General features: G+C 61.4%; 25 protein-coding genes and 1 tRNA gene. 7 read left to right on the top strand and 19 right to left on the bottom strand.

Annotated elements, in window-relative coordinates:
- Positions 1-86 precede the first annotated feature (86 nt).
- The 13 genes from N4J17_RS09205 to N4J17_RS09145 all read right to left on the bottom strand — a co-directional run bounded on the left by N4J17_RS09205 (position 87) and on the right by N4J17_RS09145 (position 10,488).
- On the bottom strand, positions 87-386 hold the full coding sequence (locus tag N4J17_RS09205; protein ID WP_198321786.1) for an IS3 family transposase: 300 nt from the start codon (positions 384-386) through the stop codon (positions 87-89).
- Positions 332-901, bottom strand: coding sequence for an IS3 family transposase (locus tag N4J17_RS09200; RefSeq protein ID WP_232470246.1), 570 nt, complete (start codon positions 899-901; stop codon positions 332-334). The genes N4J17_RS09205 and N4J17_RS09200 overlap by 55 nt, the downstream gene beginning before the upstream one ends.
- A 336-nt stretch (positions 902-1,237) precedes the next feature.
- The gene (locus N4J17_RS09195) at positions 1,238-1,780 is read right to left on the bottom strand and encodes an ADP-ribosylglycohydrolase family protein (RefSeq protein ID WP_198321788.1); all 543 of its coding nucleotides are present in this window, start codon (positions 1,778-1,780) and stop codon (positions 1,238-1,240) included.
- Positions 1,781-2,140: 360 nt separating this feature from the next.
- Positions 2,141-2,617, bottom strand: a complete 477-nt coding sequence (locus N4J17_RS09190) for a cytochrome P460 family protein (protein WP_198321789.1) — start codon at positions 2,615-2,617, stop codon at positions 2,141-2,143.
- Between the two features lie 223 nt (positions 2,618-2,840).
- On the bottom strand, positions 2,841-3,470 hold the full coding sequence (locus N4J17_RS09185; RefSeq protein ID WP_198321790.1) for a c-type cytochrome: 630 nt from the start codon (positions 3,468-3,470) through the stop codon (positions 2,841-2,843).
- 118 nt (positions 3,471-3,588) lie between these two features.
- A complete protein-coding gene (locus tag N4J17_RS09180) occupies positions 3,589-5,085 on the bottom strand; it encodes a b(o/a)3-type cytochrome-c oxidase subunit 1 (protein ID WP_232470226.1) in 1,497 nt (498 codons plus the stop codon).
- Positions 5,082-5,615 carry a cytochrome C oxidase subunit II gene (locus N4J17_RS09175; protein WP_198321791.1) on the bottom strand — a complete coding sequence of 178 codons (534 nt, stop codon included), beginning with the start codon at positions 5,613-5,615 and terminating at the stop codon, positions 5,082-5,084. The genes N4J17_RS09180 and N4J17_RS09175 overlap by 4 nt, the downstream gene beginning before the upstream one ends.
- 146 nt (positions 5,616-5,761) lie before the next feature.
- Entirely contained in the window at positions 5,762-5,902 is a 141-nt protein-coding gene (locus N4J17_RS09170) for a hypothetical protein (protein WP_198321792.1), read from the bottom strand.
- 62 nt (positions 5,903-5,964) lie between these two features.
- Entirely contained in the window at positions 5,965-7,410 is a 1,446-nt protein-coding gene (locus N4J17_RS09165) for a cbb3-type cytochrome c oxidase subunit I (protein ID WP_198321793.1), read from the bottom strand.
- A 2-nt stretch (positions 7,411-7,412) separates the two neighbouring features.
- Entirely contained in the window at positions 7,413-8,015 is a 603-nt protein-coding gene (locus N4J17_RS09160) for a c-type cytochrome (protein ID WP_198321794.1), read from the bottom strand.
- Positions 8,016-8,076: 61 nt separating this feature from the next.
- A complete protein-coding gene (locus tag N4J17_RS09155; RefSeq protein ID WP_198321795.1) occupies positions 8,077-8,403 on the bottom strand; it encodes a hypothetical protein in 327 nt (108 codons plus the stop codon).
- The gene (locus N4J17_RS09150; protein WP_198321796.1) at positions 8,400-9,038 is read right to left on the bottom strand and encodes a CBS domain-containing protein; all 639 of its coding nucleotides are present in this window, start codon (positions 9,036-9,038) and stop codon (positions 8,400-8,402) included. Before N4J17_RS09150 ends, N4J17_RS09155 begins: the two co-directional genes overlap by 4 nt.
- A 163-nt stretch (positions 9,039-9,201) precedes the next feature.
- Positions 9,202-10,488, bottom strand: a complete 1,287-nt coding sequence (locus tag N4J17_RS09145; protein ID WP_198321797.1) for a transglycosylase SLT domain-containing protein — start codon at positions 10,486-10,488, stop codon at positions 9,202-9,204.
- Positions 10,489-10,695: 207 nt separating this feature from the next.
- Between N4J17_RS09145 and N4J17_RS09140 the strand changes: the two genes are divergently transcribed.
- Positions 10,696-11,013 (top strand): c-type cytochrome, encoded by a 318-nt coding sequence (locus N4J17_RS09140; protein WP_198321798.1) that lies wholly within the window; start codon positions 10,696-10,698, stop codon positions 11,011-11,013.
- A gap of 281 nt (positions 11,014-11,294) precedes the next feature.
- Here N4J17_RS09140 and N4J17_RS09135 read toward each other — a convergent pair whose 3' ends face one another.
- Positions 11,295-11,420 carry a hypothetical protein gene (locus N4J17_RS09135; RefSeq protein WP_255527192.1) on the bottom strand — a complete coding sequence of 42 codons (126 nt, stop codon included), beginning with the start codon at positions 11,418-11,420 and terminating at the stop codon, positions 11,295-11,297.
- A gap of 589 nt (positions 11,421-12,009) precedes the next feature.
- Between N4J17_RS09135 and N4J17_RS09130 the strand changes: the two genes are divergently transcribed.
- From N4J17_RS09130 to N4J17_RS09110, 5 genes are read left to right on the top strand one after another with little or no spacing between them, the layout of a single operon-like run.
- Positions 12,010-13,152, top strand: coding sequence for an ABC transporter permease (locus N4J17_RS09130; protein ID WP_198321799.1), 1,143 nt, complete (start codon positions 12,010-12,012; stop codon positions 13,150-13,152).
- Between the two features lie 12 nt (positions 13,153-13,164).
- On the top strand, positions 13,165-13,977 hold the full coding sequence (locus tag N4J17_RS09125; protein WP_198321800.1) for an ABC transporter ATP-binding protein: 813 nt from the start codon (positions 13,165-13,167) through the stop codon (positions 13,975-13,977).
- A complete protein-coding gene (locus N4J17_RS09120; protein WP_198321801.1) occupies positions 13,974-14,963 on the top strand; it encodes an MlaD family protein in 990 nt (329 codons plus the stop codon). Before N4J17_RS09125 ends, N4J17_RS09120 begins: the two co-directional genes overlap by 4 nt.
- Positions 14,964-14,965: 2 nt before the next feature.
- Positions 14,966-15,571: a PqiC family protein gene (locus N4J17_RS09115; RefSeq protein ID WP_198321802.1), complete on the top strand. Its 606-nt coding sequence runs from the start codon at positions 14,966-14,968 to the stop codon at positions 15,569-15,571.
- Positions 15,572-15,577: 6 nt separating this feature from the next.
- Positions 15,578-16,627 (top strand): AI-2E family transporter, encoded by a 1,050-nt coding sequence (locus N4J17_RS09110; RefSeq protein ID WP_198321803.1) that lies wholly within the window; start codon positions 15,578-15,580, stop codon positions 16,625-16,627.
- Here N4J17_RS09110 and N4J17_RS09105 read toward each other — a convergent pair.
- Positions 16,624-17,370, bottom strand: coding sequence for a potassium channel family protein (locus N4J17_RS09105; protein ID WP_198321804.1), 747 nt, complete (start codon positions 17,368-17,370; stop codon positions 16,624-16,626). The two genes, N4J17_RS09110 and N4J17_RS09105, sit on opposite strands and share 4 nt — an antisense overlap.
- A gap of 180 nt (positions 17,371-17,550) precedes the next feature.
- On the opposite strand from N4J17_RS09105, the gene N4J17_RS09100 reads away from it, so the two are divergent.
- A complete protein-coding gene (locus N4J17_RS09100; protein WP_198321805.1) occupies positions 17,551-17,700 on the top strand; it encodes a hypothetical protein in 150 nt (49 codons plus the stop codon).
- Positions 17,701-17,786: 86 nt separating this feature from the next.
- On the opposite strand, the gene N4J17_RS09095 is transcribed toward N4J17_RS09100, so the two are convergent.
- The 4 genes from N4J17_RS09095 to N4J17_RS09080 form a co-directional block, all read right to left on the bottom strand.
- The gene (locus tag N4J17_RS09095) at positions 17,787-18,011 is read right to left on the bottom strand and encodes a hypothetical protein (RefSeq protein WP_198321806.1); all 225 of its coding nucleotides are present in this window, start codon (positions 18,009-18,011) and stop codon (positions 17,787-17,789) included.
- A 140-nt stretch (positions 18,012-18,151) separates the two neighbouring features.
- A complete protein-coding gene (locus N4J17_RS09090) occupies positions 18,152-18,460 on the bottom strand; it encodes a hypothetical protein (RefSeq protein ID WP_198321808.1) in 309 nt (102 codons plus the stop codon).
- Positions 18,461-18,996: 536 nt separating this feature from the next.
- Positions 18,997-19,083: transfer RNA gene (locus N4J17_RS09085), tRNA-Leu, on the bottom strand.
- Positions 19,084-19,389: 306 nt separating this feature from the next.
- Positions 19,390-20,508 carry an alkene reductase gene (locus tag N4J17_RS09080; RefSeq protein ID WP_198321809.1) on the bottom strand — a complete coding sequence of 373 codons (1,119 nt, stop codon included), beginning with the start codon at positions 20,506-20,508 and terminating at the stop codon, positions 19,390-19,392.
- Positions 20,509-20,515 lie beyond the last annotated feature (7 nt).

The following is a 20,515-nucleotide window of genomic DNA, read 5'->3' as shown; positions in this document are numbered from 1 at the left end:
GCGCCCACAGCCATTGCGCCAGATAGCTGAATTCGACGTTCGCGCACACCCCGAACCGGTCCGCGCAATCCAGTCCGGACACAAAATCAGGCGGCTTTTCGGTGCAGTGTGTCGAACTCGGCAGGAGTTCGATAACCGAGTGTCGAATGCTTGCGCTGCCGGTTATAAAACACTTCGATGTACTCGAAGATCTCTTGCTTGGCTTGCTCCCGGGTCTCGAAACGGCGCTGATGGATCAGCTCCGTTTGGAGGGTAGGGAAGAAGCTCTCGGCCGGTGCGTTGTCCCAGCAGTTGCCCTTGCGGCTCATGCTGCAGACGTAGCCCTGGTCCTTCAGCAGCGCCTGGAAGCGGCCTGAGGCGTACTGGCTGCCGCGATCCGAATGCACCAGCAGGCCCTTCCGGGCCGGCGGCGCCAGCGGGCCATCTGCAGGGCATCTAGACCTAAATCCGCCGTCATCCAGGCCGACAGGGCCCAGCCCACCACCTGGCGCGAGAACCGGTCCAGAAACACCGCCAGGTAGAGCCAGCCTTCGCCGGTGGCCCCATAGGTGATGTCGCCCACATCGACCCGATCCGGCTCGGCCACCTGAAACTGCCGATTCAGATGGTTGGGCGCCACCGGCAGGCTGGGGTTCGCGTTCGTGGTCGCCCGAAACCGCCGGCGGGTCTTGCAGCACAGCCCCTGCTGGCGCATCAGGCGGCCGATCCGGGCACGACTGACCCGCTGCCCCTGCCGGTCCAACGCGTCCTGGATCCGCCGCGTTCCGTAGGTTTGGCGACTGTCCTCGAAGGACTGCTCGATCTCACCTGTCACGCGGTTGTCCGCCTGCTTGCGGACGCTTTCAGGCCGACCGGTCCATTCGTAAAACCCGCTCCGGGAGATCTCGAAAATCCGGCACATCCGGCTCACTGAGAAACTGGAGCGTCGCCATTTTTTGCGAAACCCGACGGGACATCCCCGTCACCCTCGGGAGCAAATTATGGCGACGTCTTTGCCTTCGGCGGCCCGCGCCGTCCTGCGTCCGCCTCGGCTCCGTCCGTCTCTCAAGCGACGCTCTCCGCCGAGGCTCCCACACTGACTCGACGCCGTGTCGGTTCCCTAATGTGTTTTGTCTCCACCCGCGAGGAAACCGCAGACTCCGACAAAACATCCGGGCCTACGGCTTCGCGGGGGGCGTCGCACTCGCTCGCTCCGCTCGACTTCCTTGTGCTCCTTCTAGGCAATAGAGTGCGCATGTCACGCCGCTGCGGGGGTGGCCGTGGTGAGCCTACCCTGCTCGATTGCCAGCCGGACCAGTTCCGCGTCATCGCTCCGATGCCAGAGCGCCAGCGGCAGCACCCGCATCAAGGCCCCGTTGCCGTTGGCACGTTCGTGCGCGTCGCCGGCCCGGGCTGCGGGTATTCCGGCCCGCATCCGGCTGAATGCGCGGGCGGTCTGAATGCCGATGTCGAACACCTGCCCGTCGGGAGTGTAGACCCCCTCGTCGCACCAGGCCAGGAGGCGGGCGCCGAAGTCGTCCAGATCGAGCCGGCCGCTTTCGAGCAGCGAGTCGAGCAGGGCCAGCGCTTGGGCCCCATCGTCGGTCCAGGTACCGGCGGGAACGAACGGATAAGTGGCGGGGTAGCCGCACGGAGGTCGCATGGCGATGGCTTCGGGCGGCGGCAATTCGGCGGCGGATTTGAATTCGTAGCAGCGGCCGATGGCATCGCCGATCAGTAATCCGTACAAACCGCCGGCTATGGCACTGCGGCGCGGAGACACGGAAGGGTGGAGGGACAAGGGGGCGTGCTCCCTGACCTGGACGGAGACAGATAAAAGAAGTGCTTTGGGAATTGGTCGCCTTGGCGAAGTCCTTGAATCTGGTCAAAGCCAAAAGCGGGCGGCCAGGACCCGATGGGGTCGCCTGGACCGGCCGATGACGATCAGCTCGTGATCGGTGTGTGCTTGGATTTCTTAACGGTAGGACTTGTCATCGAACCAGCCGCTCTGCGTGCGCAACGGGCTCAGACCCGACCCACCCCTGAAGAAAACGTTCGACTGCTACGCGCCATTCCGCTTGGCTCAGCTCGCCTTTGGACCAAAACAGAAACCGCGCCTTTAAGCAAAGGCGCGGCTGGTCGCGGAAGAAAACTTAAACGGTCAGTCCCGGAGCTTGGAGAACACGTATTGGCTGTCTTTCTGCGCGGCGTGGCAGCCGAAACACCCTTGCCCGCCATCGGTGACCAGGCGCTTGTCGGGCTTGCCTTCGCCGAATCCTTCATAGCCCCAACCGCCGGTGGCGGCAAAACGCTTGGCATCGCGTTCCATCACCCCGACCAGCTTGCGCTTGCCCTCCACCAGCGCGTGGTTGTCCTCCAGGTAGTCGAACAGGTCGAACACCAATACCGCGCCGTCCGGGTAGTTGCCGCTTTTGAGCCCCTGAATAGCCTCGGCGTTGGCATAAACGTGGTGGATCCCGCCGAAGGGATTTTCCAGTGGATGCCCCGGCTGGATCACCATGGATTTGACATGGTACCAACTGCGAAACCCCTCGGGGTAGTTCACCTTGGTCTCGGCCGCGCCGAGGGCGGCGGAAACAACCAGGAGTCCCCCGAGCAAAAACGATAACTTGTTCATCTCGACCTCCTTTGGCATGTTGTTTCGTGTCGAAATCATACGCCTGACCGCAAAACCCGTCAAGTTTTTTGCCGCCGGCGGATGTTTTGACAGCGATCAAAGAACGCCCCTCGAAGAGGACACCTACGCGCGCGCAGATCCACGGATCGCGCTGGGGAAGCGGTGCATCAGGTCGCCATACGAGGGTACGATGTGGAACCGCACCCTCCTTAATACCGGCACTTTATTTCAGCCTGGAGTAATAGTCGGCCAATTGCCGAATCTCAACGTCACTGAGTTTGCCAGCGATCAGCCGCATGCGACTGTAGATGTCGTTGGCGCGCTGACCGCTCTTGTAGGCCAGAAGTGTGGCTTCGAGATAGGCCGCATTCTGACCTGCCAGACGGGGTGTATCGACCTTCTCACCTTGCCCCCCCGTACCGTGACAGGCGGAACAGGCCGGCTCCATGCGCCGGCCTTCCCCCCGCTCGGCGATGCCGGTGACATCCGTGGCTCCGCCGGCACCGAGCATCGGCACCTGTTGGCCGTACCAAACGGCCAAGTCGGCCATGTCCTGATCGCGCAAGGTTGATGCCATGGCGTTCATGATCGTGGCCGGGTCCTGGCGGGTGCCGCTCTTGTAGTCCTGCAGCTGGCGGTAAAGGTAAGTCGGCAACTGGCCGTTCAGGTTGGGATTGGTACCGGTGCCGTCGTGGCAACTGGCGCAAGGGGCGGACAGCGTCTTGCCACGGTCGGCGTCACCCTTCTTGACGAAGTCGAGTGTCGCTGGCGTCCACGCGACCTGGGTGGAAGGAGCCGCATCGACGCCGGCTGCCAACATCATGCCGGTCGTCACGAGCAGGATGGCTTTCATCTTTAATACCCCCAGGCGGTCGGACTATGGGTTTTCAGCAGGAAAAACTGGAGGATGGGATAGCCGTAGCTCAACACCATCAGCACCAGGATCAGACGGTTCCACAGGGCGAACCCATTCAGCCATGCCGGCGCCCCGTGGGGGGGGCGTCCTCCATATCCTCCCTGGCATCGACCTTTCCACCAGCAGTCTGGGTCTTGTACAGCAGATAGACGAACAGACAGGCGGAACCCACCAGGATGAACCCGCCGGCGATCATGGCCAGTTCATACGGCTCCCAGGAAAGAGTCAGTACGCTGTTGTACTGGACTGCCGAAATCCGCCGCGGCTGCCCTAAGAGACCCAGGATATGCCAGGGCGTGGTCATGATGACCATGCCGATGAACCAGCCCCACAGCTGCACCAGAGCCAGATCGTCGGAATACAGTCTGCGTCCGCACAGCTCCGGCCACAGCTTGTAGGCGACGGCAAGATACATGGTGACCACCGTGCCGGCGAAGATCAGGTGGAAATGGCCCGGCACCCAGGCGGTGTTGTGCACCATGGCGTTCATGGCATAGCTGGCGTTGACGATACCGCCGAAGCCCCCGAGCACCAGCATGAGCAGCGAAAGAATCGCCGCCAGCACCATCGGGTGCTTCCACGGCAGAGCGCCGATCCAGCCGAACAGCCCGGCACCGCCCCGACGGCGTCCAGCCATCTCCAGCGAGGCGATGACGGTGAAGGCGGTCAGCAGGGTGGGAATGGCGACCGCGAAAGTGCCGACCATGTGCAGGAATTTCCAGCCTGCTCCCTGTTCGGGATCCATGTACAGGTGGTGGAAGCCGATGGGCAGGCCCAGCACCAGGATCAGCACGAATGCCGCGCGCGCCAACAGATCGCTGAACAGCTTGCCGCCGGCGGCCTGCGGGACGTAGCAGTACAGCGCGATGTAGGCCGGAATCAGCCAGAAATACACGATGGGGTGCAGGGTCCAGGCGAACAGAGTACGGGCCAGGCCGACGTCGATGGTGTCGGTCAGGCCGAGCGCCCAAGGCAACAGCTGAAACACCGATTCCAGAGCCACGCCGGCACTGGTCCACAGCCACAGCAGAGCATTGGCGGCGGTGGCGAACATCGGCAGCGGCACAGTTTCGCCGGGATGATCCCTTTTCCATTGGGCGAACATCACCAACATGATCACACACCAGAACCACGACCCCACGACCAGCAGGGTTGCCCCGAGATAGAAGAAGACGTTGGCCTGGATGGGCGGGTAGAAGGTATACAGCACCGAGGCCTTGCCCAGCAGCAGCGGAACCGCCGCCAGCGCCACTCCGAACAGGCAGACCCCGTAGCCGGCCCAGGCCAGCGGCGGATTCCATAGCGGCCGCCGGAGACTCTGCGCTGCCGTGTAATAGCCAAAGCCCATGATGAAAAAGGTCGTCAGCACGAATGCCATCAGCACGCCATGGGTACTGACCGAGGCGAAGTAGACGGCGGGCGACTGTAAAAAGGCGAACAGCCCGCTGCGTTCCAGAACCTGGTACATGCCAAAGAAACAGGCCAGGCCGAACGCCCCGAAGGCCACCCAGAAGTTGAAAAGCGTGAGACGGTTCACGGTTGCATCGTTCATGGCTGCTTTCCTCCGGTCGCGGGCTCACGCCAGTTCTCCTGGGCGACGACGGTCACCTTGCTCCACATGTGGTCATGGCCCAGGCCGCAGTATTCGTTGCAGAGCATGGGGTATTCCCCCGGCTTGGGGAAAACGCTGACCACCTCGGAGACGTAACCCGGCACGATCATGGTGCTCATGTTGGTCATGGGAATGTGGGCGCCGTGCAGCACATCCATGCTGGCCATGCGGAAAACGATCCGACGCCCGGCCGGTACCTCGATCTCACGGGGATAGAAGCCGTAGCGGCCGGCCACCAGCCGGACCTGAAGGGAACCGTCGGCAAGCGGCTCGGGCTGGACACCCAGCTTGTCCTCGGCAAACTCCTGACTCAGATGCAGGCTGGCGGAATCAATGGTCTCGACATGGCTGGGCGGATGAATACCCTTTCCGATCGCGGTGACGACGATCGCGCCGACGAACATACCGATCATGGCGAGAGAGACGAACAACCATTTCCTTTCGAGTTCATTGATTTCCATCCGGGACATCCCTCCACACAGGCCCACGGTTTTTTCGTGGAACCATTTTTTGTCTGGAAAACGGATTTGCATAACCTTTTCCCCTTATTTTCGTTGACGCGCCGGTTTCGCACTGCGGGGACAAAGCGCCCCGCAGCCGGTCGCTCTTGAGATGGCTAACCCACTTGGCCACGGGGCAGGAACACCCCGAAATAGAGGAACAACCAGGCCGCGGCCATCCCCATCGCCACCAGACAAAGCAAGACCCACGTGCCCCGTGGCGCATCTTCGTGTACGGAATCGTGTTCAACTGACATAATGCCTCCCAAACCGTTGAAAAACCGCCCTCGCAACATCCACCTCCCAGGGTTTCCGGGCGCTAGCCGGCTTCGGCCGCGAACTGCGGCGCCCGGCGCGTCTCACCCACGCCGATGGTGAGGAGATCCCACACCAGCAGCACGACACCCGCCAGCGTTACCGCACCGAACACCAGGCGCCAGGCCATGGCCTGCTGGAACCAGGGATGCATTTGAGCGGCGAAATAGCCTCCCCAGGTCGAACCCTCCACCGCCCGTTCGATGAATGACTGCTCGTAGCCGGCGATCAACAGCGCCACGGTCATTCCGATCACGCCGAGATTGAGCAGGGCGAGCGCCCCTTTCCACTTCCAGCCGTCTCCGGCGAGGCCGCTGCCCAGCCAGATATTGCCCCGCCAAGTTTGCATGGCGATGTAGAAGAATGCGATGTTGATGGTGGCATAGGCGCCGAAGAAGGCCAGGTGGCCGTGCGATGCCGTCCATTGGGTGCCGTGGGTATACAAATTGATCTGCGGCAGGGTATGCATGAAGCCCCAAACGCCTGCACCGAGAAAATTGCCGAAAGTGTGGGCGATGATCCAGGCCAGCGCCGGATGGTTGCCGTTTCTGAGCTTGTGGACGCCGGCATCGTAGACCGAATGCACCACCATGGCGACCAGAGGAATCGGCTCCAGCGCCGAGAAGAACCCCCCGATCGAGAACCAGTAATCCGGGGTGCCGATCCAGAAATAATGATGGCCAAGGCCGAGTATGCCCGACCCGAACATCAGCGCCACCTCGATGTACAACCAGGTTTCCACGATCCGCCGCCGCACGCCCAGCACATGCATCAGACCCCAGGCCATGATGCAACCGACCAGGACCTCCCAGGTCGCCTCCACCCACAGGTGGATGACCCACCACCACCAGTACTGGTCCGCCGTGATGTTGGTCAGATAGAACATGCCGGCGCAATAGAGCCCGGCCAAAGCCACCAGATCCAAGGTCAGCACGCCGGCGATGCCGGACCAGCGGCCCTTCGAGAAAGTGGCAGCGACGTTGTAGAAAAACACGCCCAACACGGCGACGATGCCGAGGTCGGCCCAGCGCGGGGCTTCGAGGTATTCGCGGCCTTCGTTCACGAACCAGCGGGTGAGGTCGTTGCCGGGACCGGTCTGAACCAGCAGGTAGACCACCACCACGACGGCAACCGCCACGGTCAGTACCCAGAACGCCAGGTTGCCCACCGCCAGCCCGACGACGCGAGTGCCGCTCTCCTCCTCCAGCAGCCAGTACACTGCGCCGACGAAACCATACAGCATCCATACCACCATGGCATTGATGTGCACCATACGGTTAACGTTGAAATCGAGCACGTTGTAGAGAAAATCCGGCTGAACGAACTGGATCGCGGCCAGCAGACCGAACAGCATCTGAGCCAGGAACAGCACGAGCGCGACGCTGAAATACTTCACCGCCAGCTGCTGCCCCCCGTTCAGGTTGGCGCTATCGATGATTCCGGTGCGCATGCTCAATCCTCCTGGTGACCAATGGTCTTGAAGTTGGTGGGAAAGCCGTTGGTGTCGATGGCCGACATCCATTTCAGGAAGGCGACGATGGCGCGCGCTTCGGCGTCCGTGATTCCGAGTCTTGGCATCTTGCGCCCTGAGCTGAAAGTCACGGCGTTTTTTTCCGGGTCCAGCAAAAATGCCAGCATCCTGGCTTCGCGCTCCTCGACGCTGCCCCAATTGGGATCGAGCCATGCCTTTGTGAGATCGGGAGCATAATAAGCACCATTGCCGAGAAGGGTGTGACAGTTCATACAGTTCTTGGCTTGCACTGTCTTCTTGCCCTGAGTAACCAAGGCCGCCGCTTCATCCTCGCTCAGCGACCGGCCGAACAGCGGTTCGTCGCCGCCGAATACCGGGCGGTAGCGGTTCAGGGTGTAATCGAAGCGGTAGTCGATGGCCTTGTTGATCACGCTGTAGGCCTGCACGCGGCTGCCGCCGACCGCCGTCTTCGACAGCGTATCGAAAGTCAGGATGATGAGGATGATGAACGAACCGGCCGTGACCCAGATCGCGACCTTTTTCCAAAAGCTCTCAGAAGCCCAGACGGGCGGTGTGGTACTCATGCCAACTCCCCCTTGCGGTTGTTCTCGTTGTCAAAACCGGCACGATCTTCGACGATGAGGATCAATCCCCTGGCGGGGCCCGGGAACTTCTTTCGAGACGATGGCTGGCGGCGCACAAATGCCAGATACCGTGAGGAGCCAGCAAGTAACCGACCAGCATCAGAACCACCACTCCCTGCCACGCGCCGTTGAGGTGGGCGATCCGGGCCAGCAGCAGCATGGCAGCGGCCGATGCCGTATAACACATGTAGGCCCCGACCAGCCACAGCCGCCGGTTTCTCAAACGCGCCCAGGCAAACAGTCCCGCGTATCCGGCCCCTCCCAAGACGGTCGCCGCGGCGGCCGCGAACACCCGCGGGAAATCCTCCGGAGCGACGGGTTCGATCACAAAGCCACCGCCATCGCCGGCTGAGCCAGTCGGGGTAGAAGACTACGATACAGGGTGGCGATCAAATCGGTTTGCGTCACCAGCCCGACCAGCTTGCGGCGCTCGCGGACGATGGCTGCCTGATGTATGCCATGTTCGCTGAGCAGCCGGGCCAGTTCAGCGATGTGCACGTGCTGCTGGGTAGTGATGGCGGGAGTGGTCATGATCTGCGCGACGACCGCCGGCTTCGTCGAGGTCGACCGAAGCCGGGGAAGCAGAAGGGACTTCAGCCAGGCGTTGAGGCTGTCGATGCGGAAGTGACGGAAGAAGTGCTTGAGCGTGACGATGCCGATGACGTGCCGTCCCCCGTCCACCACCGGCATGGCCCGGATGCCGGCATCCCCGAGCACTGACATCAGGGCCGAGGCACCAGCCGGCGGATGCAGACAGCGCGCAAGTTGTATGGCGAAGATGACCAATCCCACCACGGCTGTCGCCGCCGGCCAGCTATCCGGCATCCGGCGGGCACACAGGATGCCGATCAGACCGGAAATCAGATGGCCGGCCGCCAAGGCGGGCCGGCATTGCTCCGCCAAGCTGGTCGGCAAGGGCTCGGGGCGCCACCAATGGGGAAACTTCAAGCGTTTGATTTGCATCGAGATCCCTAAGGCTCTATCTAAGCCGACGAACCCGGCTACCCCGTAGGGCAGTGGCGAGAACTCAAAAACTCCCGCGTCAGTAATATGTATTACAAGCGCATCTTACGTCTGTCAAGCCGTTCCGGCTCGGAATGGCGGCGAAATCCGCGATCCGCTTCCCTCAAGCCGGATAGATCAGCAGTTCCTGGCCGGGTTTGAGGCGACTGTTAGGCGCCAAGCCATTCCAGCCGGCCAGGGCCGTTTCGGAAACCCCATGGCGTTTGGCGATGGCGGCGAGCGTTTCCCCTTTCTTCACCACGATGGTCTTGACCGACACCAGTTCCGCCCCCTCGAGGCTCGATGTCATGGCCTGTGCGTTTTTCAGCGGCAGCATCAGGCCGTATTTGCGCTGCGGCGCGGCATGGATGGATTTCAGCGCCGGATTCAGCAGTTTGAACATGGGCTCGGGCAGACCGGCGGCGCTGGCGACATCGGCGGGACGGATACCGGCATCGATCTCCACCCGTGCCAGGGCCGGTGTGCCCGGCACCGGTTCGAGCTCGAGTCCATAGCGGTCGGGACCTGCGAGGATGCGTGAGAGAGCAAGTATTTTCGGCACGTAACCACGGGTCTCGGGCGGCAGCGGCAGACTCCAGAAATCGGTACCACGGCCCGCCGCCCGGTTGTCCGCGATCGCCTGCTGGACTGCCCCCTCCCCGGCGTTGTAAGCGGCCAGGACCAGTAGCCAGTCGCCCTGGAACCGGTTGTGCAGGTGCTGCAGATAGGTCAGGGCGGCACCGGTGGAAGCATGAATGTCATAGCGGCCATCGTAGTCCGCCGCCATCTCCACGCCAAAGCGCTGCCCTGTGGCGGGAATCAACTGCCAAAGACCGGCGGCCGTTTTCGCCGAAAGCGCGCTCGGGTCGCAGGCGCTCTCTACCATCGGCACCAGCACCAGATCCAGCGGCAGGCCCCGGCGCTCGATCTCGCCGACCAAATAATGCAGAAACGGCTCGGCCCGTTTGGCCAGACCGCGAACCCGCGCCGGCCGGGCCCGGAAACCCGCCACTTCCGCCTCTACCGATGGATGGTTCCAGCGGGTCAATTCCAGCCGCTCCCGCAGGTAATGCCACAAACCGTTCTTGTGGTGCTTGGGCGGACCCACCGGAATCACCCGGATTCCCCGGCCCGATAAGCGCCGGGCCGGGGTGGGGGCCTCGTGCTCAGGTGCCATCGCCGTCTGCACCGGAACGGCGCGGAACTCCAGCGACCTGAAATAATCCGCCAGCAGGGTTTCGATCAAGTCCCCGTCGGCGGAGGAATTCAGGCGCGGAATCCGGTCGTCGGCGGCATCCGTCTCCCCGGTTTCACTCGCATTTTCCAATATAGCCAGCCGAAACGGCGCTTCGGCACAACCGGCAAGCAGCGGGAGCAACACGGCGGCCGTCGTGAATCGTGGCAAAGTCATTTCCAGCGGTCCTGTTGTAGTCTGGACGAGATTCGGCACCCCTTAATGTATAGCAGCGAACTGGCACCTCTTCAAAACTTCCAGGATACGGATTCTTGTTGAGATCGACTCGGCCATGCCATCATCCGCTCGGCGTACCCGCCCAGACACCACACCGTGCGGGACGAGCGCCGCAGTTCACCATCATCCAAGTGGAGGAGAACAAACATGCTTAGAAGAACGAAGAGCCTGGCCCTGTATGCGGCCCTTGGCACCATGCTCTGCGGCTACGCGCAGGCCAGCGAGGAACTCGCCAAAGCCAAAAACTGCGTCATGTGCCATTCGGTGGACAAAAAAATCATGGGGCCGGCATTCAAGGACGTCGCCCAGAAATACGCCGGCCAGCAAGGCGCCGATGTCAAGCTCGCCGAGAAAGTGATGAAGGGAGGCTCCGGCGTGTGGGGCACCATGGCGATGCCCCCCAACCCTCAGGTCAGCGAAGCGGAGGCGAAACAACTGGTGCAGTGGATTCTGAGCCTGAAATAGGGTTAACCGGCTCGAAGAAAACCCGTATCTTTCAAGGTGGACAACGAGTCAAACCCGGTAAATCCCCCGACGATGCGGGGGATTTACTCCGGCTCATGGTTTTACGGCAGAGTCAGGGGCGTGTCCCCTGCAACGAAGGGCTGGACCGCTTTTGCCCGTAGTGCATCCACATACGGAGCACACGAACTACCCGATCCTTAGAGCGAAGGACTCTCATAAGCCAAGCAACTCTGCATATTGATACGGCTGAGTATGCGCCAGCCAAATCGCCCACAAGCTCCTCATATGGCGGCGGATTCTGAAACGGAATCGGTAAAGAGAGCGGCCAACAGTTCAAATGTTTTGCTCTTCAAACCGGCGCTCTTGCCAAGAGGCTCGGCCATGCCCTGTTGGATGGATTCGCGCATGCCGGGAATCGGGAGTCGCTATCGCGTTTCCTGAATGGATCCCAATCCTCGGTTAATATAAAAACGGCACTTGTCCGTTTTCCGACACTATGAATCAGCTGATGAGATTCCGCAGCTTGGGCAATGAGGCAGTAAAGGTTGGCGCGCGCTTCGCGCGTAGTATGGATCCGGGCAGGGAGAACCAATGGCGCGTAATTGCATACGTTGGATCAATTCCCTCGGTGAGCGGCTCGACGTTCAAGCGAAAGGGCAAGACGAAAGCGAAGCTTTTGGCCTGTCCCGCTCGAGCGCACTGCTAGGTCATTCAATTGCAAAACATTTGGTTGTCGATGATTTGGCACCTTGTACCATCGGATTGACTCTGGTGAATAAATGAACCCAGGGCAAGATTTCCCGTAGCCCCGTTCGTCACGAGGGAATGCGCCGTACGCGAACCGCAATCGGCATCGCGAGGGCGACCATGACGCTCACCGCGGCACACACAAACGGCTTGTGATATGCCCATTTTCCGCCTACGACATGGCGACCGCCGTCCGATATTGCGATAATCGACCAACTTCCCGTCAGCTCCGCGTCTTAACCTGTCTGCATGTCCAAGGAACCCGAACCGGGCCGAGAACTGAGCATCGAAAGCCGGGGGGACGTCCTGGTCCTCATTCTGGGCGGCAACTGGACGCGCGAGGGCATCGTGAACGGCGATGCCGGACTCGCCGACCTCATCGAACGGATTGCCGAATCCGCGACGGTATCCTTCCGGACCGACGCCCTGGCGGCTTGGGACAGCACTCTCCTCACCTTCCTGGTGCGGATCGTCGATGCCTGCCGCAAAAGCGGTGTCCCCGTCGTGCTGGACGGCCTGCCTGCCGGCGTGCAGGGGCTGCTGAAACTGGCTTATGCGGTGCCTGAGCGCCAGGACGCGCGCCGGACCGAGGCCAATCCCGGATTTCTGGAAAGCGTCGGACTGCGCGCCCTGACGGTCTGGCACCTGACCGGCAGTCTGCTCGGCTTCATCGGCGAGACTTCACTCAGCCTCCTTCGTTTCTTCGCCGGGCGTGCACGATTTCGCCGGGTCGATTTCTGGCTGTTCGTAGAGGAGGCCGGGGTACGGGCGCTACCGATCGTGACGCTCATCAGCTTGTTGGTGGGCATGATCCTGGCGTTTGTGGGTGCACATCAGCTGTCGATGTTCGGCGCCGAGATTTACATCGCCGGCGCCGTCGGCATCGGCATGGTGCGCGAGATGGGAGCCATGATGACGGCCATCATCATGGCCGGACGCACCGGCGCCGCCTACGCCGCTCAGATCGGCACGATGCAGGTCAACCAAGAAATCGACGCGCTCAGGACCATGGGCATCAACCCGATGGATTTCCTGGTGCTGCCGCGCTTACTAGCCCTTGTCCTCATGATGCCGGTCCTGTGCATCTATGCCGACATCATGGGCATCGCCGGCGGCGCGCTGGTCGGCATCAGCACTTACGGCATTTCCCGCGCGGAGTTCCTGAACGAGTTGCAGAAATTCGTCCATTTCGGAGACATCACCGTGGGACTGTTCAAGTGCACGGTGTTCGGCGTGCTGGTGGCACTGTCGGGCTGCCTGCGCGGCATGGAATGCGGACGAAGCTCTTCCGCGGTCGGCCTGGCCACGACTTCGGCCGTGGTGACGGCCATCACTTTGATCATCGCATCCGATGCAGTCATGACGGTCGTCACGACGATCCTGCATCTGTAGAAGAGCCGACCTATGACAGAGCCCCACATTCGCGTCACCGGCCTGACTCTGGCTTACGGCGATTTCGTCATCCAGCAGGACCTGGACTTCACGGTCGACCGTGGGGACGTGTTCATCATCATGGGCGGCAGCGGCTGCGGCAAGAGCACGCTACTGCGGCATATGATTGGTCTGCAGCAGCCCGCTGCCGGCCATGTTTATTACGATGGTCAGGGATTGTGGGACGTTTCTGACGCCGAGCGGGCACGGTTGATGCGGTGCTTCGGCGTGCTCTACCAGAGCGGCGCTTTGTGGAGCTCGATGACCCTGGCCGAAAACGTCGCGCTGCCCCTGGCCGAATACACCCGGCTCGGTCCGGCAGAAATCCGCGAGCTGGTTTCACTCAAGCTGGCCCTGGTCGGGCTGGCCGGATTCGAGGATTACTACCCTTCCGAAATCAGCGGGGGCATGCAGAAGCGGGCTGGTCTGGCGCGGGCCATGGCCCTGGACCCGGAAATCCTGTTCTTTGACGAGCCTTCCGCCGGTCTCGATCCGATCAGCGCTAGACTGTTGGACGATCTGATTCTGCACCTGCGTGACAGTCTGGGCAGCACCATCGTCGTGGTCACCCACGATCTGGCCAGCATTTTCACCATCGGCAACAACTCCGTTTTCCTGGACGCCGAGTCTCATACCATGATCGCCTTGGGTGATCCGCGTAAACTGTTGGCCGAAAGCGACGATCCGCGGGTGCTGGCGTTCCTGACCCGCGGCCAAGCCGGGAGCTCGGCCCATCGCACAATGTCCGGACAAGCAACTCAGACAGGTCCTGGGGTATCCCGATGAACAAGGCTAATCCCACCTTGATCGGCGGCTTCGTGGTGGGCGGCATGGTGCTGCTGGTGGCTTGCGTGCTGGCGTTCACCCAGCTCAAAGTCAGCGATGCGATGCGGTTCGTGGTGTATTTCACCGAATCGGTGAATGGACTGAACGTCGGCGCGCCGGTGAAGGTCAAGGGCGTCACGGTAGGCAATGTGGTCGACATCCGTGTCCTCGCCGACATGGACGGCAGCCGCGTCCTGACACCGGTGGTGATTGAAGTGGACCCGAACAAGATGGTCGATCGCTCCGGCCACGTGACGAAAACGCGCAAACACGGGATCCAGCCACTGATCGAACGCGGGCTGCGGGCCCAGCTTCAAGTACAGAGCCTGGTGACTGGCCAGCTCTATGTCGCTCTGGATTTCTTCCCCTACACACCGATCAATCTGGTGGGGAATACCCTGGACTTCCACCCTTACGAGGAAATCCCTGCCATCCCATCCAGCAAGGAAAAAATCACCAACACCATCGACGAGGTGGTTTCCGAATTCCGCCAGCTGCCGCTGCACGAGATCGCGGCCGCGTTGGTCGCTTCCATCCGGCGGGCGGAAGCACTGCTCAATTCGCCGAAAATCGAATCGATACTCACCACGACCGACCAGGCATTGCAGCAACTCAACGCCACCCTCAAAGAATCGCGGGCCCGCCTGGGCCCCGTGCTCGCCAACCTGGACGGCGCCATCGGCGATCACCGCCGGTTGACCAACGATCTGGACCGCCAGGCGCAACCGACGCTGAAACATCTAGACGAAGCCCTCGTCGCCGCCGCCGCCGCCATGCGCCAGGTCGACAGTGCCGCTGGCAGCGTCAACGATCCCGTGCTCCAACACACACTCGATGCAGCGATCGACGAAGTCGCCCAGGCGGCACGGGCAATCCGGGTACTGAGTGACTTCATTCAGCGCAACCCGAACGCCTTGATCGTGGGCAAGGACAACGACGGAGAATGAGCATGATGCCCCAAGACCACAAACCGGCTCCATTGATGCTGCTCATGCTGGCCGCGCTGGCTTCCCCTGCCTGTCTACGGCACACCGAACCGGCCAAGTTCTACCAGTTGCAACCACTCGTCACCTCCCCGCAAACACCGGCGAATCTCAGACCCGCGGTGGTCGGCGTCGGCCCGATCAAACTGGCATCCTACCTGAACCGGCCCCAGATCGTAGTCGCCGAGGGCCGGAACCGGCTGCAGCTCGATGAATTCCAGCGCTGGTCGGAACCTCTACAGGAAAATCTGACCCGGGTCCTGGCGGAAAACCTAGCGCACCTGCATCCGGCGGACCACTTCATCATTTATCCCTGGCATCGCAGCGACGGGCCCGAACTGCAGCTCGAGGCCCGGATCGACCGCTTCCACACCGACGGCAGCGGCACCAGCGTTCTGGACGTCGCCTGGAGCATCTCCAAAGGCGACACCACTGTCTATCGGAAACGCTCGAACTACCAGGCACGGGCCCAAGCCGGCGATACCGAATCGCTGGTCTCGGCCCAGAGCCAACTGTTGGCGGCTTTCGCGCGGGAAGTCAGCAACGCTCTGGAAACCCTCCGCCGCATCTGAGCCGTCATGCCGGACGACCGTTTTTTCGAACGCGCCATCGGCCTTCTGACGGTAGGCCTGTTAATTGCCGCCTGCATCAAGATCATCGCACCTTTCACCAGTGCCCTGATCTGGTCCACTATCATCGCCGTGGCCGCCTGGCCGGTGTTCGAACAGCTGACGCGGCGGCTGGGCGGCCGTGCCGGCATCGCCGCCACGCTGATCACCGTCGCGATCCTCCTCGTCATCGCCATGCCGGTGGCCCTCATGATCGACTCGCTGACCGAGCATGTGCAGGACGTTCTACACATGACCGAGGAAGTTTCGTCGCTCCGTCTCCCCGGTCCGCCCGGGTGGGTGAACCGCATTCCGCTGGCCGGACCCGAAATCGAATCGCGCTGGCTGGCGGCGGTCGAAAATCTCGAGACGACCCTGACCAAGATACGTCCCTGGATTGGCAAAGCCGCCGCCTGGACCGTCAGTCAGGGAGCCCATCTCACCTTGTCCCTCCTCGAATTCCTCCTCGCCACGGTGCTCGCCGGCTTTCTGTTCGTCCACGGCAAGTCGCTCGCCAGCCTGCTCGAACGGTTCGCTGCCGCCATCGCCGGGGAAAGCGGCGCAGACCTGGTGCACACCGCTGAACTGACGATCCGCAGCGTCACCATCGGGGTCATGGGAACCGCGTTGATCCAATCGGTGCTGACCGCACTCGGCTTGCTGGTCGCCGGGGTGCCGGGCGCGCTGCTGCTCTGGTTTGCCAGTTTCCTGCTGGCTACGCTGCAGCTCGGCACCGCGCTGGTCTGGATACCGGCAGCGGTGTGGCTGGAAGTTCAAGACCAGACCGGCTGGATGATTTTCCTGGTGGTGTGGGGACTGTTCGTCAACACGATCGACAATTTCATCAAGCCCTATCTTATCGCCCAGGGCAGCGGCACACCTTTGGCAATCGTGTTTCTGGGCGTGATCGGCGGCATGCTTGCCTGGGGCTTCATCGGCATCTTCATCGGCTCGACCCTCCTGGCGGTGAGCCATGCCCTGCTGAAAGCCTGGCTCGGCGCCGGAGACGAGCCAAGCTAACGCTGGATCCGTCCGGCAAGAAAATTCCCGACGAGGCTGGCCACCAGAATCGTCAGGTAAAACTGCCCGCACAAGACTTCGAGGATGCTCAGAATCCGGGCCAGCGGTGTCGCCGGCGTGATGTCACCGTAACCCAGCGTGGTCAGCGTGGCAAAACTGAAATACAGCAACTCATCATACCGCCCGTGCATGGACTCGCCGAGGTCGAGCCCTTGGAAAGCGCCGGGGCGCACCATGGTCAAGAGGATGTAGAGGAAACCCCAAATAAATCCGATAAGCAGGAAAACGCATACCGAACCCGACAGCCGGTTAATGTCGGCCTCCTTCCCTCGGAACACGTGTTTGGCCGCCAGATAACAGCTCGATACACAGAACAGCAAAAAGACCAACACCTCCAGGATACCCAGCAAGGGGGAACGGTCACGCCAGGCGAGTACCGGGAACAGCAGACTGAGCATGCCGAGCAGCAACCCCAGGCGAAACATGCCCCTGTTTTCCTGAAGGCTCCAAACCCCGATCAGAACCATCAGGCTGAATGCTGACTCCATCAGCCAGACCAGGAATTCCTGATCCCTTGACAGGACAGAAAATTCCCGCAGCAAAGGCCCGGCGATCAGGGTCGACACCAGACCGGCCAGCAGAAAACCGAAATTGTTTTGCTTAAGCTTCAGCCGTCGTCCCGCATGCAAAGAGGGAAGCCGAACATGGCGGGATAGCGTGCTGCGAAGGTTGCCCGGCGTCATCTTTAGATTCTTCCTGAGAAAATCCGCCTCGCACGGGCTCCATCGCCTTTAGCAAACCGGCGGTCGCTCGAATGATACACCGAAAAAAAAAGACGCCCCGCGAGGAGCCGCCTGCAACCAAAAGGGGCAAATGCGGTAGATTGTCCTCTCTCCTTGTTTTGAAGCTGATCAGGTGCGCCGATGTTCAATTACGCCATCATCGTAACCGCCGCTCTCGCCGGCATCGTATTGGTGGACGATGACCCGACGTCGGTATCTCTCGAAGAATGGGTTCTTTTCGCCGTGATGATCTACGCTGCGTCATCTTTCATGCGGCTGTACCGACGTTAAAATACGCCAAAACGGCGGCAGGCCGAAGTGAGACGCACTGCGCGCCTCTGCACCCCGGAGGGAAAGAACTCGACGCGGTGGGGAGTTTAGCGCTTTTCCAGAGCCGAAATCAGCCGCAATGCCTCCATGGCCTGCTTCATGGAAAGGGGTTCATCGATTCCGGGTTCGAACGCCATGCGGACGATATCCCCTTTCATCGCTATCAGCACCGCTGCGGTATCCTCTCCGACCATCCGGCCATCCGTCTTCCGTCGCCAAACGCCGCCCTCTTCGACCAGACCCAGTGCATGCAGAATTTGCTCTGCATTCATATTGCCTCCTACTTCAAAATCAGGCCCCCCGATCCGGGTGACTCCATCCTATTGCGCCGCAGCTCGGAGATAAAGAGATGGCACTGTAACCATGGCCGCGGGGGCGAGCCCCCCACCTAGGGGGCTGGCGACGCGCTGCCTCAATGCATCCGCTTTGACTGTCCAGGCGGCCGTGTCACCATGGCCAACCGCACCAATAGCTCATTGGCTATGGCCTCCCACTTCTGACATGCTTCGAACAGTTTGCGGTTCTGGCGACGATATTCCTCCAGGGCCAGCAGCGCGATTTCGGTCTGATCCTGAGCGCGTCTGGCATGTTCAGTGGACATCACCAATGACTCCACCGCGATGCTGAGCTGCTCCCGCTCTGAAACATTGGCAATCGCATCACGGGACAATTTCAGGACGTTCGCGAGAATTTCGGCCATGTTTGCAGTACTTTCGTTCATGGCGTATTGCTCCGTTTTTGGACAAGGCTGTTGCAGGTTCATCGAATGGCTTGACGACTCTGATGATCGGACAAGCAAAAATCCGTCCAAGGGACAAACCTGCCTGAAAGCCTATAGTCAACAGGTTTCACCAGGTCGGCTGATCAACCAAGGCGACGCGGCGAAACGCCCTTTGTCGGTTTCCACCCTACATTAGCAAGTAGAACACCGCTGCGAAAAAACGAATGAGCACGCTAAGGAGCACTGGCATTTTTGCCAGGGTGCTGCATGACAACGGAGAGAGCTTCAAAGGGCATGGCGTAGCGAAACACCCGGTAGCCGCTGCCGTCCTGCGCCAATTGCTCAAGGAGCCGGAGGGAGTACATCAATCTCGCGAGCCTGGGCCCTCTGTAAGAAGCTCACGATGCGGGTCGGCTGACCCGCAATGGGGACGATGGCGCGACAAGTGCCGTCGCGTTTTTTTCCGGTCGGGGCCATGGCTTCGGATCGGTAACCGTCCTACTCGGCCGCAATGCCAGTCGTAACACGATATATTTTGGTGCCGGGAGTCGGAATCGAACCGACACAGTGTTTCCACTACCAGATTTTGAGTCTGGCGCGTCTACCAGTTTCGCCATCCCGGCAATCGGGGTCGGGAAGTATAAACAAATCCTCCGATCGCTGCCAGCAGAACCGCTGCGCGTTCCACCCATCCGCTGACGCACCATGCCCGCAAGGCGGTGCTCGCCGAGTGATGGCATGCCTCTAGCCGGAGGCGCTCCCTCGCGACTATCGGCTGACCCCTTTCGGTCGCCCTTCCAAGATCAAAAAGATTCATCACGGCAAAGTCACTCTTCCTCCGGACAGCCTGGACCTGAGGCGGACCGGGCAAGACGGCGGAAGGCAGGAACCGACCATCTCGGACATTCGATCGATCCCGATGGCGCCCGTCAGGCATCCGTCAATGCCGGATAATCGGTGTAGCCTTCCGCGCCTCCACCGTAGAAGGTGGCTTCGTTCCAGCCGTTCAGAGGGGCGCCTCGCCTGAAGCGTTCGGGCAGGTCAGGATTGGCGATGAACAGCTTCCCGAAGGCGACGAGGTCGGCCCTACCGGCCTCGACGCAGGCCACAGCCTTGGCCTGGTCGTAGCCGCCGCAGACGATCAGCGGTCCCCGAAAGCTTTTCCGGATCATCGCCATGATGGCCTCACCTCGCGGGTCCTGCGTTGCGGCGGGCGCGTTGCCGGCCACGAAAGGCTCCACCAGGTGCAGATAGGCGAGTTGGAAATCGTTCAGACGTTCGGCCACGTAGCCGAACGTCGCTTCCGGGTCGGCATCGCCCATGTCGTTGAAAGTGCCCAGCGGCGATAGCCGTACACCCACCCGGTCCGCGCCCCAGACGTCGCATACCGCATCCAGGACCTCCATCAGAAGACGCGCCCGGTTTTCCGGGGAGCCGCCATAGGCGTCCTCTCGCCGGTTAGAGCTGGAATTCAGAAATTGATCGAGCAGATAGCCGTTGGCGGCGTGGACTTCGACGCCGTCCATGCCGGCGTCCAGAGCATTGCGGGCGCCATCGCGGTACTGGCCGACGATGCCGGGTATCTCCTCGAGATCCAAAGCGCGCGGCGTGACGAAAGGCACCAACTCAGCTTGACCTTCGGCGTTGACAATGAAGGCCATGCCGGTCGGCGCGATCGCGGACGGTGCCACAGGCAATGCGCCCCCCGGCTGCAAGGCCGGATGGGAGATGCGGCCGACATGCCAGAGCTGCATGAACATCAGACCGCCGGCGCCATGGACGGCATCGGCGATAAGCCGCCAGCCTTCCACCTGTTCGGCGGAATGGATACCCGGCGTCCAAGCATAACCCTGTCCCTGACGAGATACCTGGGTGGCTTCGGAGATGATCAGCCCGGCGCCGGCCCGTTGCCGGTAGTATTCGGCGTTCAGCGCCGTGGGCACGTTGCCGGGCTGCCCGGCACGCGAGCGGGTGAGCGGAGCCATCACGATGCGGTTCTTCAAGGTGTATGGACCGAGCCGGAACGGCTCGAACAATGGATTCGTCATGACGTAA

This window comes from Methylococcus capsulatus (assembly GCF_036864975.1).
In the GTDB taxonomy this organism is placed as follows: domain Bacteria; phylum Pseudomonadota; class Gammaproteobacteria; order Methylococcales; family Methylococcaceae; genus Methylococcus.
Note: the sequence above shows the minus strand (reverse complement) of the source record. Positions and strands in the feature narration are given on the sequence as shown.